This window comes from Protofrankia sp. Cr2 (genome assembly GCF_963555885.1).
Lineage (GTDB): Bacteria > Actinomycetota > Actinomycetes > Frankiales > Frankiaceae > Protofrankia.
This window is the reverse complement of record NZ_CAUVXG010000005.1, coordinates 127637-143417: the sequence shown is the minus strand read 5'-3', so window position 1 is coordinate 143417 and position 15781 is coordinate 127637. Positions and strand designations below refer to the sequence as shown.

The window sequence follows — 15781 nt, the reverse complement described above, 5'->3', positions numbered from 1 at the left end:
GGCCGGGCCGCGTCCATTGCGTGAGGTGTCGACGACGAAATGGGCACCACCGGTCAACGCCGAGATCACTTCGGCGCGGGCCACCTCGTCCCGGGTCCGGTAGTAGTTCGACACGTTGACCGCGAAGCCACGGGTCCGTCGCACGCCAGCCCGGCTCAGCCGGTCGGCGATGATCGGTGCCGCCGTCCACCCGCAGTGGGCGCCGTCGAGGTAGACGCTGGTCGCGGCCAGCCTGCCGTAGACGTCAACAGCGTCGTTCAGCAACTGGTAACGCTCCTGCTGCTCGGCCATGGACAGACTGTCCATCTGTGCCAGCGAATCCGGCTCCAGGATGACAACGGCCGCACGCGTGCCGATTCCCGCCGCCACCTGCCTGGTGAACGCCCGGTAGGCGGCGGCATCGGGTTCGCCTCCAGCGGAGAACCCGGCACCGACGTCGCGGTGCGGGATCGCGTAGACCATGAAGACCGCCGTCGCCCCGGCCCGCTCCGCTTGTCCGCTACGCGCCGCTACCTCTGCCTGGACGCCATTACCCAACCAGTCCCCCACCGAGAAGGCAATCGGCCTGGCAGCGATTGCTGCGGCGCTCGCCGCCTTGGCGGTGTCCAGACGCGCGGCCATAGCTGGTTGACTGTTCGGATCAACGAGGAACGGCGCGCGGGGCACCGGGCCGCGCGGGCCGGCGCCCGCCACCGCGCCTCGACCAGCCGGGTCGCCGGCGGGGCACTGTACGCCGACCGCGCGAAGCGACACAGTAGCGGTCCGTGTCGCACCTCCTGTGCCACACCCGCCGACAGCCACCGTGGCGCTGAGGGCCGCGGCTGTCATCAGGCGGGCGACTCGCGGCGGACGGTGCCCGGTCCGACACCGAACAACCTCGATCGTCCGAACGATCCTGGTGATCAGTACAGCCACACTCATCCCACCTGGACCCAGGCGGCGACAGACGGAACGCCATCACCGTTAGTTACGAACAGCATGTACCAGTCTGACGGTAGAAGGTTGGGATTGCGGGGCACGCTCAGTGTGATGCTGCTGTCGGCCTGCTGAACGATGGGTAACGCCACCGACCGCTGCTCAGTGTCGGTCACGTGGGTGTAGGCACCCGGGCGGATCAGGCGTGCCTTTGCCACCGGCTGCGACGATGCCAGGGTGATGGTCGAGCCACGGGTGATCCGCGTCGGCGCCGCAACAATCTTCGGACGCTCGCCTCGGTAAAGGTAACCAGGCGAGTACACCTCGACCCGGGTCTCGAACGCATTGTCGTCACTCAATGGGTTCGACCCGAACACGGCCACCCGTCCGTCCGGGAGCAGAAGATACTCGGAGTGGTAGTCCCGGCCGACATGGGGGTCTGCCGCCGCCGTGAAAGTGTTCGTGTCGGGGCGGTAGATCTCGGCGCTCCGGGAGTCCTCGGCCCGATAGGCGGTGGAACCACCGGAGACGAGCACCGTGTCGTCGGGCAGGATCACCGCGCCGGGATACCGCTTCGCCTCAGCCATCTCGGGGCCACGCCGGTAGGTCGGATCAGGCGAATCAAGATCTACAATGGCGGTTCGGGCAGTCGCAGCCTGGGTGTCGCCGACCCCGCCACCTGCGATGAACATCACCTTCTGCTCCTGTGCCGGAGCAAGCATGACCGTCCCTGCCGTCTCGTTGAGCTCCGGCTCAGGTAGCCCGTTGACCGGCTGGAAGGCGTTGTCGGTCAGGTTCCACAGGCCGGGCTGGCGCTCTGCGACGCCCGCCGGGCCGTAGCCGGCGTTGGCACCGGAGAAGAACAACCGGCCGTCGCCGGCGAGTAGCAGGGATGGATAGGTGGGAAAGACCTTCCGAAGATCCGGATGATCATTCCATGCCCTGACGGCCGGGTTGAACGACTCGGTGTTGCCCTGATCGATGTCGCCGTCATCATCGAGTCCGGAGACTGCGACGACCAGGCCGTTAGCAAGGCTCACCAGCGTCGGATACCACCGGGCGTGGTTCAGATCGCCGGTCTTCTCATACCGCTCGGTCGCTGGATTGAAAATGTAGGATTCCTTCAGCCCCTCGTACTCGTGCTTCTTTCCGTCCGGAGAGTCCGCCGCAAGTAGTTCGTACTTCTTGGTCCCACCGGCTATCAGCAGATCACCATCCGGAAGGAAAGCGTGCCCCGCGCAGAAGACATCCCAGGGTGTATGGACATCGGTAAAAGTGTTCGCGATCGGGTCCCACAGCACGGTCCTGAACCTTTTCGCGTCGAAATTTCCCTGGTCGTTACCGGAGCCGGCCATGAGCAGGACCTTCCCGGTACGCAACATCGCCGCGTGAATCGACCGTGTGGCGCTGTCCGCGACAACGTCCCAGCGCCCGTGAGCGCGCATGTAATCCGGCCGGTGGGACTGCCACTGTTCGTACCGTGTGGCGGTCCACGACACGGCGAACGGGCCGTTGCCCACGATGATGACGACCAGGAATGCACCCAACCGCAGGATCCGCCACCGACGCAGCCGGTCGGTCCGGCCCGACGATGTCAGCGCCGCAGCCATCAGGTCAGCTCCTCGAGCAGGCCGTCGCGGGACACGCGCCGACGCCGTGGCCGGAGCTTCATCGTGACGTCCTCCATATAACCTCCCGCCGCCGAATTACGGGCGTACACCGAATCGTGGGAAGACACCGAGTTGCGGGCCGACAATGAATGACCCCTAGGCACCAGCCGCACGCCTGGCGGATGCGGCCAGCTCCCCCGTTCAACCGCGACTGCCGGTCTGATCACCTTCTGCGTACTGTCCCCGTCGAGCCGACCGGGATTCCCCGGCGCAGACGTGGGCTCGGGACGAGCCAGTCGCCGGGTGGTCTCCTCGCGGTAGGCCCCCGGCTTCACCGTGGACAATATGACCGGCGACTGCGACTGCGACTGCGACTGCGACTGTGCCGGCACCGGCACCGGCACCGGCCCGGGGATTTGAGCGGGCGATGGGCCGACGATTGTGGACACGCACCACATGACAACGGGTGTCAGGCAGATGAGCAGGGACAGCGCCGCCCAGACCATGTTAGCCGGATACACATGACCGAAGGTCGCCGCGATGGTGATGGAACCAGCGGAGATCACTGCCCAGAAGAGGTGTTTCCGAAAGGTCGCGAGCCGATCGGGGCTGGCGCTGTGCCCCTTGGGCGTAACCACGAACCCGAGCGGGCGCCGCAACAACGCGCCCACAAAGGCGGTCGAATAAAAGGGGGTACACAGCATCGAGACAAAGATTCCGGAGATACCGGCGGTCCCCTTCTCCTCATGCGGACTGATGTTGAAACGCCGCAGCCAGATGTAAAGGAGGAGTCTGGCCACCGCAACGTCGACGTAGAGGGCCAACCAGGACGAGACGTGCACGGTGACCCCGCTTGACCCCAACGCCATGTAACTGACGGTGAGCAGCATCCCCATCAGCCAGGTGAGTGCGGCCGTCGGATAGTGCAGCATCAGAATCGAGTAGTGCACGCGGTGGCCCCACGACAGCTGCCGCAGGCGACGCACCGACTCGGTCACCATGACCTCGTTGGCGCCACGGGCCCACCGCAGCTGCTGGCTGAAGAAGTCGGTCCAGGTGGCGGGCCCTTCGCCGACGGCGACGACATCGGGGGTGTACACCGATTTCCACCGCCGGCCGGTGTCCGGGTGGCGCGCCCCGTGCACGGCAAGGGATGTGGCCAGATCTTCGGTGATCGAATCCTGGAACCCGCCGATCTGCTCCCACGCGCGGACCCGGTAGGCGTGGTTGGTCCCGACGAACATTCCGCAGTTGAACCGGTTCGCAGCCCGCTGGATCACTGAATGGAACATGTAGTTCTGGGCCTCGGCGCCGCGGGTGAGGAAGGTGCGAAAGTTGCCGTAGACCTGTGGCCCCACCACAAAAGCCACCTCGGGATCCCGGAAGTAGCCGAGCATACGCGCGGCGAAGTTCGGCAGTGGAATGTGGTCGGGGTCGACCGACATGACAACGTCGTAGGACTCGCCATGGGCGGCCAGCCACGAGTTATGGTTACCATGCTTGGTCCTGGCGCGAAATCGCCCCTTCGGCTCGTTCCACTTCGCCACGCCCTTGCGGGAAAAATGGTGGACCCCGGTTTCCGCGCACATCGCCCGGACCGCTGGATCATCCCCTTCGTCGAGCAACCAGATGTCGATCGGCGTGCCATATCGAATCTGTCGGGCCGCGATCAGTGTGTCACGTACGACATCGACTGGTTCCTTTGTCGGCACGATCGTCGTGGTGAAGGCGATCCGCAAGCCTGCCGGCGGCCGGACCGGTACCGGATTGCACATGATATAAGCGGACCAGCAGAGCGTGATCGAATTAAGCAGCCGGATACCCTCGGAAAGGACGATCATCAAGAACATGACGGCGTTGCCGAGCCGGACCGGGGTCGGCAGGTACGCGCCTTTGGGAAAGTGATCCGGCTGGACCAGCCATACGAAGAACAGCGACGATAATCCGACGGTGGCCAGCAGCAGCGGCACAACCATCCACAGTTCCCGACCGACCATGACCCGGCGGTAGGTGACCCGATATTCTCCGTCCGCAGCCGGCAGCGTGAGCGGACCCGCAATATTCGAAGAGGACGTGTAGTCGTAAGCCAATTCTATTCCAAGAGGTCATGCCGCCAACGGATTCGAAGCGGCGCCACGGCACGCGTCACATGCCGTTCCGCGATACACGAACCCACCGGGGACGGAGGGAAAGCCACCAGGATCGGCCTGTTCTCGGCAGGTGTGGCCGGCTGTGATCCGACGATTCCGGGGTGGAGCGACCAACCAGCTGCCACCCGAGCCCACCGAGAAGGAGCGCGCCACCGGCCGCGAGGCTGAGCCACAGGCCCGGACCCACGTGCGCAGTGGCCACGGGATGGTCCGTCTGAAAGGTACCGATCCGTAACCGGAGGAGTTTCGCGGCCACGGAATCCCCCGCATTGATCTTGACAGCGGCGAGGACCGCGATCGCGAGACCGGCTGGCGCCAGCACAAGGGTCAGCGGGTGCGCCCACCGCGTATCCCGCGGCACCACGCTGGATAGGGCGCAGACAACACCCAGAACCAGCACGACGATGCCGTTGGACGACAACTCCACCCCTGTCCGGCTGACGGGGAGGAGCACCGCCCCGCGATCGGACAGAGTCGCGCCCGTCCACGGCAGCAGCGCCCCCGCCGCCGCAGCGACCCCCGCGAGGCCACATCCCGAAATGATCAAATCTGTAGCACGAGACCTGGGTACGGACGCAGGGCCCACGCATGGGCCGTCCGACTCGCGAATCGACAATCCATTCCCTTCGACACCGTCACAACTACACCCACCCAATGGGTACCTGATCTCGCACAACCACGCCCGAACTTCGCATGATCGTGTACGCAACCGGTGACAGGATGTCCAGACGTGTCCGTTGCTGGGTGAGAAGCTACGCCGACGCCGGGCGCGCCCGGCGCGTCGTCTGCCGCGCAGCAGTGGCCGAGCCGGCGCAGCGACGTCAGACCACCAGGTGGCCGTCGCCGACGCCCACCCAGGTCGTCGATGTGAGCTCGGTGAGGCCCATCGGCCCGCGAGCGTGCAGCTTCTGCGTGGAGATTCCGATCTCGGCACCGAAACCGAACCGTTCACCGTCGGTGAAGCGGGTCGAGGCGTTGACCATGATCGCGGCGCTGTCGCAGGTCGCGATGAACCGGCGGGACGCATCCAGCGAGCGTGTGACGATCGCCTCGGTGTGCCCGCTGCCCCAACGCCGGATGTGGGCCACGGCGTCGTCCAGGGAGTCCACCACGCGAACCGCCAGGTCCAGTGACAGATACTCGGTGGCCCAGTCCTCCTCCGTCGCGGACAGCACCGCGGGGTCGTGGGAGCAGACCGCGTCGTCGCCGTGGACCGTCACCCCGGCCTGGCGCAGCGCCAGGAGCACCCGAGGCAGGAAGACATCGGCGACGCCGGCGTGCACCAGCAGCGTCTCAGCCGCATTGCATACCGACACCCGTTGGGTCTTCGCGTTGAGAACGATCGCCAATGCCCGGTCGAGGTCTGCGTCGACGTCGACGTACACATGGCAGTTACCGACCCCGGTCTCGATCACCGGTACCGTGGACTCCGCCACCACGGCACGGATCAGACCGGCCCCACCCCGGGGGATCAACACGTCCACCAGACCGCGCAGGCGCATGAGGTGTTTGACGGACTCGTGGTCGGCACCGGGCACGAGCGCAACCGCGTCGGCGGGCAGCCCGACCGCGGTCGCGGCATCCCGCAGCACCCCGACCAGCGCCGCATTGGTACGTGCAGCCGACGCGCTGCCGCGCAGCAACACGGCATTGCCGCTCTTGAGACACAGCCCGGCCGCGTCCACCGTCACGTTCGGGCGCGCCTCGTAGATGATCCCGATCACACCGAGAGGCACCCTGACCTGGCGCAGCTCCATCCCGTTGGGCAGCAGTCGACCACGAACGACCGTGCCGACCGGGTCATCGAGGGCTGCGACCTTGCGCAGACCGTCGGCGATGGCTGCAAGGCGGTCCGCGCTGAGAGTCAGCCGGTCAACCATGGCCTCGCCGGTGCCCGCACCCCGGGCCGTGGCGACATCCCCGGCATTGGCCTGGAGAATCGACTGACCACCGGCAAGGAGAGCGTCCGCCATCGCGTACAGGGCGCGGTCCTTGTCCGCGCGGGACAACGGCGCGAGGACGGCCGCGGCCGCACGGGCCCGGACCGCGGTCTCGCGGACATCCTCCGCAAGGGTGTTCATGACCAGTTCCTCCCGACCCGGCGGCCGGCACGCGGCACGCCGCTTCGAGGTTACCGGCCCTTCGGAGTGCAACGCCTTCGGCGCGGCAGTCCGGACCCCGGGCTCGAGGGGGGTCGCCACCCATCCACCCGGGACCCGCGTGTGGAACTGTCGGAGGCTCGCCCTACCGTGCATGGCATGCTCGTGCTGCACACATCCGACTGGCATCTCGGCCGGTTCCTGCACCGGTTCGACCTGTCAGCGGCCCAGGCCGCGTTCGTCGACCACCTCGTCGAGGTCGTCCGGGCCGAGCAGGTCGATCTCGTCGTCGTCAGCGGAGACGTGCACGACCGGGCCATCCCACCGGTCGCCGCCATGCGGCTGTTCGACGAGGCGCTCTCGCGGATACGCGACGCCGGCGCGCAGGTTGTGGTGATCAGCGGTAATCATGACGCCCCCGCACGCCTTGGTGACAAGGCGGGGCTGCTCGATCCCCGGGTCCGTATCCGCACGGAGGTGGCTGGCATCGCCGACCCCGTCATCGTCGAGGACTCCCACGGCCCGGTCCACGTCTATGCCCTTCCCTACCTTGAACCGGCTGCGGTCGTCACGACCCTGGCGCAGGTCGATGTCGCGCCCGCGGATGCGATGCCGGCCACGACGATGCCGGCCGGGACGACGCAGGCCAGGACGACGCAGGCCGGGACGATGCCGACCCACGCGGCGACCATGCGACGGGCGATGCGTGCCGTGCACGCCGCACGGGCCCGCTACGGGGGGCGCAGCATCGTCTGCGCCCATGCCTGGGTGAACGGCGGCGAGGGCAGCGAGAGTGAGCGCGACATCACTGTCGGCGGCATGGCGGCCGTCCCTGCGGAACTGTTCACCGGGATCACCTACACCGCACTCGGTCATCTCCACCGACCGCAGACACTGCGTGACGGCCTGCGCTACAGCGGCTCGCCGCTGGCCTACTCGTTCTCGGAAGCACCCGACGCCAAGTCGTCCCTGCTGGTCGAACTGGACGAGACCGGCCTGGCCGGGGTCGAGGAGATCCCGGTACCGGTCTACCGCAGGCTCACCCGGCTCCGGGGTCAGCTGGCGGATCTCATGACCTCGGCCGTCCACGACGCACACACGGGTGACTTCGTCTCGGTCGTGCTCACCGACCCGGTCCGCCCGATGGACGCGATGACGACGCTGCAGCGCCGGTTCGCCTTCGCGCTCACCCTGAGCCATGAACCGGCCGTCGGCCCGCTCGCCGACGGCCTCGATTACCGGCAACGGATCGCAGGGCGCACCGACCTGGCCATCGCCGAGGCGTTCGTCACACACGTGCGGGCCGAACCGAGCGAGCGCGAACGGTCGTTGCTGCGGGCCGCGCTGGACGAAGCCCGACTGTCCGAGGATGCCGCCTGATGCGTCCCCACCGACTGGAGCTCACCGCCTTCGGGGCGTTCCCCGATGGTGTCGAACTTGACTTCGACCGGCTCCGCGCAGGCGGGCTGGTGCTGTTGTGCGGCGAGACCGGCGGGGGGAAGACCACCCTGCTCGACGCGCTCGGGTTCGCCCTGTACGGCACCGTCCCGGGCCTGCGCTCCCGCGCGCGGGACCTGCGGTCACACCATGCCGACGCCAGAACCGAACCGTGGGTCCGGCTGGAGTTCAGCCTGTCCGGTCGGCGGTACCGGATCGCCCGCACGGCATCCTGGGAACGACCCAAACGCGGCGGCGGCAGCGTGCGGGTGAACCCGACCGCGCGGCTCGAACGATGGACCGAGCCCGGCTGGGAGGTCGTGGCCCAGCGCAACGATGACGTGGGTCTGGAGATCGGCCGGCTACTGGGTATGACCGCCGAACAGTTCTTCCAGGTGATCATGTTGCCACAGGGTCGCTTCGCCGATTTCCTGCAGGCCGACCATGATGCCCGGGAACGGTTGCTCAAGCGATTGTTCGGAGTCAACCGGTTCGAGCACGCCGAGCAGTGGCTCGTCGACCATGCCAAGATCGCGGATGAGAGGGTGGCCAGCGCGCGGGGGGAGCTTGCCCGGGTGGTGGCACGCGCAGCGCAAGCCGCGGAGACGGCGGAACCCGCCGACCCCGAGTCCGACCCGCAATGGGTCGCCCGGCTCGCCACCGACGCAGCCGCCGCCGCAACGGCGGCGGGCGATCGGACCGCCGTTGCGGCGGAAGCCCGTGGGCGCGCCGAGGACGCCCTTGAGCAGGCTCGCCATCTCGCCGAGCGCCAGTCCGAACGGCGCGACCTGATCGCGCGGCTTGAAACACTTGAAGCGGAGCTCACCGTGGTGGCGACGACGGCCGCGGAATTCGACGCGGCGCAGCGCGCCAGCCCGGTACGCCGTGCCCTTGACCACGTGTCGGAACGCGCGGACGACCTCGAACAGGCGCGTCGTGTCCAGGAGGCTGGACGCAACCGGCTACGGCTGCTCGGTGCCCGCCACGACGCCTCTGTCGACGAGCTGGCGCGGCTGTCCCGCCTCACCCACACCGACGTCGGACGGCTGGAGCAGCTCGCCCACGTCCTGGCCGGAGCGGACGCCGACGACGCCGGCGCACAGGCTGCCGACGCCGACGCCGGGACCCATGCGGCAGCGCTCGCCAGGCTCACCGAGTACCTGCGGACCGACCTGCCAGCGCAGCGCCAGGTCCTTGAGGCAAGACTGGACCGGGCCCGTGCCGGCGCGGCGGCACTGCCCGGAGTGCGGGAACAGGCCCGGGTGGCTGCAGAACTGGCCGTAACCGTGCGACAACGCCACGACGCCACGGCCCGTGCCCACGAGGCGGAGCGAGCCGCCCGCGACGCCCACACCCGGGCCGGCGACATCCGCCGGCAGCGGTTCGACGCGATCACCGCTGAGCTGGCCGCCGCTCTCGTCGACGACTCCCCCTGCCCGGTCTGCGGGTCGTTCGCGCATCCCGACCCAGCCGAGGTCCGGGCGGACCATGTCAACAAGGACGACGAACTGGCCGCCGAAGCCGAGGCCGGCCGGCTCGCGGCGGCGGCGACCGACGCGCGCCGCGATGCCGACCGGCTCGATGAACGAATCCGCACGCTGCTGGGTGAACTGGCCAACCGCGTAGAGCCCGCCCGGGGCACGGCGGAAAGGATCTCGGCACGCAGGGACGGCGAATCGTCCCGTACGGTCGAGTCGTTCGCGACGGTCACCGTGGTCGGAATCATCGACTCGGCGTCGCACAGCGAAGACCGCGGCAGCGGCAGCAGCACCGGTGGCGGCAGCACCGGTGGCCAGGACATTCACCGCAGTGGCGCTGACGGCGGCTCATGGCGACCGGCTCTGCCGGAGGCTCCCGAACGTCCCGCCGAGGAGTTCGAGCGAACCGCGGCAACGCTCGCCGACCATGCCGAGGCACTCGCCGCCGCTGCCGACGATGTACCGCCCGCCGAGGCAGCGCTGGCCCTGCTCCGCGAGGAGGAGACCCGAGCATCCGCCGAGTCGGCCGGCCATTCATCGGCCCGGCAACTCGCCGCGACCCATGCTGAGGAATACCGGGCGCGAGCCGCACGGCAGCGTTCGGGCATCCCACCTGAGCTTCGGGACGCCGACCAACTGGCAGCCCGTCAGCGCGATGTCGCACAGTTCGCGGACGCGTACGCCGAATGCCACGCGGCCGCCGCCGCGACGGCGTTGGCGCAGGAGGAACACCGTCGGGCGGTGGCCGCGGCCGACGGCGACGCCCGCGCCGCGGGCTTCCCGGATGCGGCGACCGCCCGGGCTGCCTGCCGGGAGGAGCACTGGCTCGCCGAGACCCGGACGCGGTTGGACACCCACCGGGACGACCTGGTTGGGGTGCGGTCCCGGCTGGCCAGCCCCCAGCTGGCCGTTGACCTGCACGCGCCGGCACCGGTGGCCGAACATGTGGCCGCCGCGCTGGGCGCCCGGGACGCCCATGAGGAGGCACTCGCCGAAGCGGCGCGTGCCGGCGACCGGGCCAGGCGCCTGTTCGATCTCGTTGCGGTCTTCGCCGCGGCGTTCGCGGCCGTGGCACCGCTGCGGGAGGCCGCCGAACACGTGCGTGGCCTCGCCGATGTGGCTGTGGGGCGAGGTGAGAACCGCCAGGGCATGCCCCTGTCGAGCTTTGTGCTCGCAGCCCGTCTCGAGGAGGTCGCAACCGCTGCGAGCGGACGGCTGTCGGCGATGAGCGGCGGCCGGTTCACCCTGGTCCACGACGCCGGTGAACGCCGCGACCGACGCCGCCGGGCCGGGCTCGGGCTGCTCGTCGAGGACGCCTGGACGGGCCGGCGGCGTGACACCGCGACCCTGTCCGGTGGGGAGACCTTCCAGGCCGCCCTGTCCCTGGCGTTGGGACTCGCCGACGTGGTCACCGCCGAGTCCGGCGGCCAGGCCATGGATGCGCTGTTCATCGACGAGGGCTTCGGCAGCCTCGACCCCGACAGTCTGGAGGAGGTCATGAACGTCCTGGACGACCTGCGCTCCGGCGGCCGGCTCGTCGGCGTCGTCAGCCATGTCGCCGACCTGCGGCAACGCATCCCCACCCAGATCACCGTCGTCAAGGGCACCCGGGGCAGCCAGGTGCGGACCACCCTGCACTGACCGGCCGATCCCGGTTGCCACTGCGCGATGATTTTTCGAGGTTTGTACGATCAATTACATCGGTTCGGGCGAACAAACCTCGAAAAATCAACTAGGCCGATGATGGTGACGCTGGAGGAGAACGAGGTCGTCGCGGTGGACGATCTCACGCTCATAGGATGAGCCGAACTCGGCTGCAAGGTCGGACGTCGAACGACCCAGCATGCCCGGCAGCTCCGCCGCATCGTAGGCGACCAGGCCCCGGGCGACCGGTAGGCCCGCCGGGCTGACCAGGTCCACCGGGTCGCCGGCGGAGAAGTCACCGTCGACCTTCGTGACTCCGGCGGGTAATAGCGAGACCCGGCGGTCGACCACCGCGGCCACCGCGCCGGCGTCAAGGAAGAGCCGGCCCTGCGGAATTGTCGCGTGCTCCAGCCACAGCAGGCGGGACGCCCGGCGCGGTCCGGTCGGATGGAAAACCGTGCCCACCGCAGCGCCGGCAAGGGCGTCGGCCGCGTTCTCCGCCGACGTGATAATGGTCGCGACCCCGCCCGAGGCGGCCATCCGAGCGGCTTCGATCTTCGTTGCCATACCCCCGACCCCAACTCCGGCGCTCCCGGTGCCCCGGGTGCCGACCCCGTCGAGATCCGCCTCGGTCCGAACCTCACGGACTATGGTGGCCGGGCCGCGGCGCGGATTGGCGTCATAGACACCGTCCACGTCGGACAGCAGGACCAGGAGATCCGCGGAGACGAGATGCGCGACGATGGCCGCGAGGCGGTCGTTGTCACCGAGGCGAATCTCCTGCGTGGCAACGGCGTCGTTCTCGTTGACGATGGGAACGACACCGAGTTCCAGCAGCCGGTCCAGGGTGGTCCGGGCGTTGCGGTAGTGGGTGCGGCGGATCACATCGGTAGCGGTGAGCAGTACCTGGCCGACCCGGTGCCCGGCCGTCCCGAACTCGGTGGCGTAACGATGCACCAGAATGCTCTGACCGACGCTCGCCGCCGCCTGCAGAGTCGCGAGATCCCGGGGACGCCGGGTCAGCCCCAGCGGCGCGAGGCCCGCGGCGATGGCACCCGACGAAACCAGTACCAACCGGCCGGCACGCGGCACGAGCGCCCGTACCAGGGCATCGAGGCGGTCACCATCGATGCCGCCGCTCGCGGTCGTCAACGACGACGATCCCACCTTGACCACGACCCGGTCAGCCCCGGTCACAAAGTCACGAATGGTCACGAGTCGACCCTGTCACGAGTCGACGTCGTCATCCCACCCGCCTCCGGCGTCGCGATCAGCCGCCCGGCGGGCGAACCGCTGGGCTCTGGTCAATCGGGTGGTGGCGGTGAGCCTGTCATCACTGCCACGAGGGCCGAGGGTGGAGCCGACCGAGACCGCCTCGCCGTCTCGCAAACCGCCGGCAACGGATCCACCTGCAACGGATCCACCTGCGACGGACTCGGCAGCCAGGGCATCGGCAGCCAGGGCATTGCGACGGGCGCCGCGCCCACCACGCCCGCTCAGGTGCGGTTCCCAGTCAAAGGTGACGTCACCGATGGTAACCGCAACCCCGGGCTCGGCCCCCATCCGGGCAAGCTCGGCCTCCAGCCCGAGACGAGCCAGCCGGTCGGCGAGGAAACCGATCGCCTCATCGTTACCGAAGTCGGTCTGACGCACCCATCGCAGCGGCTTGACACCGGTCACGACGAATCCATCCTCGTGCGCGCGGACGGTGAAGTCGGCCTCATCGACCGCACGGGGACGCAGAACGACCCGTGGGGAGGCCTGGGTCGGCCTGGCTGCCCGGTGTTCGCCAACCTGTTCGGCTAGGGCGAGCGAGAGCGCGCGGACGCCTTCACGGGTGGCACTGCTCACCGCGAACACACCCAACCCGCGAGCGGCGATCTCGGGCATGACCAGTTCCGCCAGGTCACGCCCGTCCGGAACATCGATCTTGTTCAGGACAACCACCCGCGGCCGGTCCGACAGATCCGCGGAGTAGGCAGCCAGCTCGGCCTCGATGACGTCGAGGTCGCTGACGGGATCACGGCCGGGTTCGAGCGTGGCGCAGTCCAGCACATGCACGATGAGCGAGCAGCGTTCGATATGGCGCAGGAACTCAAGCCCCAGGCCGCGGCCGGAGCTGGCCCCGGGGATCAGACCTGGGACGTCGGCCACCGTGTACGGGGGAAGGTCACCGGCCAGCGCCACGCCGAGGTTCGGCACCAGGGTGGTGAAAGGGTAGTCCGCGATCTTGGGCTTGGCCGCACTGAGCACCGAGACCAGCGAGGACTTACCCGCGCTGGGAAAACCCACCAGCGCCACGTCCGCGACGGTCTTGAGTTCCAGGACGGCGTCAAGCTGCGCCCCCGGCTCGCCGAGCTCCGCGAACCCCGGGGCCTTGCGCCGGGCGGAGGCCAGCGCCGCGTTACCGCGACCACCGCGACCGCCACCGGCGAGGACCAGATCACTCCCGAGACCGACCAGGTCCGCGATCTGCTCGCCGTCCGGCCGCAGAACGACCGTGCCGTCCGGTACCGACAACACGAGATCGACACCGTCGGCGCCGTGCCGGTTCGAGCCCTGGCCCGGACGGCCGCTGGAGGCCCGCTGATGGGGATGGAAGTGGAAGTCGAGCAGGGTCGTCACGCTCGGGTCGACCCGGAGGATGACATCCCCGCCACGACCGCCGTTGCCGCCATCCGGGCCACCGAGCGGTTTGAACTTCTCCCGATGAACCGAGGCGCAGCCGTTCCCGCCATCCCCCGCGATGACATGGAGGATGACCCGGTCGATGAAGGTGGGCACCGCTGCCTTTCTCCATCGTCGTTACGTCACTCGCCGCGTGCCTGGCGTGGAACCTCCGGACGCGCGAAAAGCCTCATCTCACGCGGGCGTCGGCCCACCTGATCGAATGGCCGCCGACGTCAGGCGGCCACCAGCTCCTCAACAGAAATGATGTTGATGACCCGGCGACCCCGGCGGGTACCGAACTGGACATGCCCGGCGACCAACGCGAACAGTGTGTCGTCCTTGCCCCGACCCACTTGCGAGCCGGGGTGGAAGTGCGTGCCCCGCTGGCGAACAATGATCTCGCCTGCCTTGACATACTGACCGCCGAAACGCTTGACACCGAGCCGCTGGGCGTTGGAGTCACGACCGTTGCGCGAGGAGCTCGCGCCCTTCTTGTGTGCCATGTCGTTCAGGCCTTCCCGGTCTCGATACCGGTCACGCGCAGGCGGGTGAACTTCTGACGGTGGCCCTGCCGCTTGTGATAGCCGGTCTTGCTCTTGAACTTGTGAATCCTGATCTTAGGACCCTTGACGATTTCGACGACCTCCGCGGTCACCTCGACGGACGCGAGCGCGTCCTTGTCGTGGGTCACCACGTCGCCGTCGACAAGCAGTAGCGCCGGCAGGTTGACGGCCGCGCCCGGCTCGCCCTTGACGAGCTCGACATCGACGACATCGCCGACGGCGACCTTGTGCTGCTTGCCGCCGCTGGCCACGACCGCGTACACCGGTTCTCCCTGCTGAAGTCGGACGGGCATCTCCCACACGGCGAAAACACAGCCGTGTCCGGCCCTGATTGCATTACCTTAACAGGCGCGGACGCCGACCTGGCGCCGCCGGTCCCCGACATCGGTCGGGGCCTGGGGGGCGCATCCGCCATGGCACCGATGGACCATGGCGTGTCGTCGGCTATCGAGCGACCATCGGGTCGTGGCGGACCCGCCGATACCCGTTCGGGTACAAGCGCCTGGCGACAGGAGCGTGGATCAAGGAACGGGGCTGGGGTGCCTGCATCGCGCGGCGGTCCGGACCGACGGCCAGTGTCCGAGTAGGGCTGGCAGCTGCAACGTGTGGCCGACGGCGACGCGAAGCAAGATTCGCGCATCGTCCTTGGCCTGGACGGGGGTTGGGCCGCGATGGGTTGGCAGGTCGTGATCTGGGCGGCTGGTGCCGCCACGGTCACTGCTGTCATGACCGTGGGCTGGCCGTTGATGACCTCGGTGCGGACGGTTGACCAACGGCGACGGTCAGCGACGATCGCCGCATCCACTGTGATCGTCACAACCATGACCGGGGTCGCCGTGAACGGCCTGGTGGGCCTACCCGCCGAAGTGCGCGCGGCGTGGGCGCTCAGCACGGCCTGCGCAGCATGCTGGCTCGCGGTACGTGCTCGCGGGCTTTCAGCCGACGGCTTGGCCACCGGTGGGCAGGCACCGGCTCCCGATACCGACAGCGATGCACTCTCAGCTCAGGATGACGTCGTCCAGGCCCTGGTGGTAGCCTCATACGCCCTGCAGATGGGTGACAACAGCCGTGCCAGCGCCGCGGTTGACGGCGCGCTGCGGCGGTCCCGCGCACGGCTGGACGCGCTCCTGCACGAGGGCGACCCACGGCGCGACCTCGTCCGCAGAGAGCCGGCGCAATACCGTGCCGTCGGCGACGCGTCGCCCGTCCAGCACT

General features: G+C 68.6%; 12 protein-coding genes. 3 read left to right on the top strand and 9 right to left on the bottom strand.

Annotation, left to right across the window (positions count from 1 at the left end):
• The 5 genes from U9978_RS04950 to U9978_RS04930 form a co-directional block, all read right to left on the bottom strand.
• On the bottom strand, window positions 1–753 hold a 753-nt coding region (locus tag U9978_RS04950; protein WP_322759835.1), incomplete at its 3' end, for a glycoside hydrolase family 6 protein.
• 164 nt (window positions 754–917) lie between these two features.
• Complete coding sequence (locus U9978_RS04945; RefSeq protein WP_322759834.1) at window positions 918–2525, bottom strand: kelch motif-containing protein; 1608 nt, start codon at window positions 2523–2525, stop codon at window positions 918–920.
• Window positions 2525–4615, bottom strand: a complete 2091-nt coding sequence (locus U9978_RS04940; RefSeq protein ID WP_322759833.1) for a cellulose synthase catalytic subunit — start codon at window positions 4613–4615, stop codon at window positions 2525–2527. Before U9978_RS04940 ends, U9978_RS04945 begins: the two co-directional genes overlap by 1 nt.
• A gap of 55 nt (window positions 4616–4670) precedes the next feature.
• Window positions 4671–5222: a hypothetical protein gene (locus tag U9978_RS04935; RefSeq protein ID WP_322759832.1), complete on the bottom strand. Its 552-nt coding sequence runs from the start codon at window positions 5220–5222 to the stop codon at window positions 4671–4673.
• A 274-nt stretch (window positions 5223–5496) separates the two neighbouring features.
• Entirely contained in the window at window positions 5497–6756 is a 1260-nt protein-coding gene (locus U9978_RS04930) for a glutamate-5-semialdehyde dehydrogenase (RefSeq protein ID WP_322759848.1), read from the bottom strand.
• Window positions 6757–6933: 177 nt separating this feature from the next.
• On the opposite strand from U9978_RS04930, the gene U9978_RS04925 reads away from it, so the two are divergent.
• Complete coding sequence (locus U9978_RS04925; protein ID WP_322759831.1) at window positions 6934–8154, top strand: exonuclease subunit SbcD; 1221 nt, start codon at window positions 6934–6936, stop codon at window positions 8152–8154.
• Window positions 8154–11330 (top strand): AAA family ATPase, encoded by a 3177-nt coding sequence (locus U9978_RS04920; protein ID WP_322759830.1) that lies wholly within the window; start codon window positions 8154–8156, stop codon window positions 11328–11330. The genes U9978_RS04925 and U9978_RS04920 overlap by 1 nt, the downstream gene beginning before the upstream one ends.
• 87 nt (window positions 11331–11417) lie before the next feature.
• Here the strand turns inward: U9978_RS04920 and proB are convergent, their stop codons facing one another.
• The 4 genes from proB to rplU all read right to left on the bottom strand — a co-directional run bounded on the left by proB (window position 11418) and on the right by rplU (window position 14829).
• The gene (proB, locus tag U9978_RS04915; RefSeq protein ID WP_322759847.1) at window positions 11418–12542 is read right to left on the bottom strand and encodes a glutamate 5-kinase; all 1125 of its coding nucleotides are present in this window, start codon (window positions 12540–12542) and stop codon (window positions 11418–11420) included.
• An 18-nt stretch (window positions 12543–12560) separates the two neighbouring features.
• A complete protein-coding gene (obgE, locus tag U9978_RS04910) occupies window positions 12561–14117 on the bottom strand; it encodes a GTPase ObgE (protein ID WP_322759829.1) in 1557 nt (518 codons plus the stop codon).
• A gap of 119 nt (window positions 14118–14236) precedes the next feature.
• Window positions 14237–14506 carry a 50S ribosomal protein L27 gene (rpmA, locus tag U9978_RS04905; RefSeq protein ID WP_322759828.1) on the bottom strand — a complete coding sequence of 90 codons (270 nt, stop codon included), beginning with the start codon at window positions 14504–14506 and terminating at the stop codon, window positions 14237–14239.
• 5 nt (window positions 14507–14511) lie between these two features.
• Window positions 14512–14829, bottom strand: coding sequence for a 50S ribosomal protein L21 (gene rplU / locus U9978_RS04900; protein ID WP_322759827.1), 318 nt, complete (start codon window positions 14827–14829; stop codon window positions 14512–14514).
• 342 nt (window positions 14830–15171) lie between these two features.
• On the opposite strand from rplU, the gene U9978_RS04895 reads away from it, so the two are divergent.
• On the top strand, window positions 15172–15781 hold a 610-nt coding region (locus U9978_RS04895), incomplete at its 3' end, for a hypothetical protein (protein WP_322759826.1).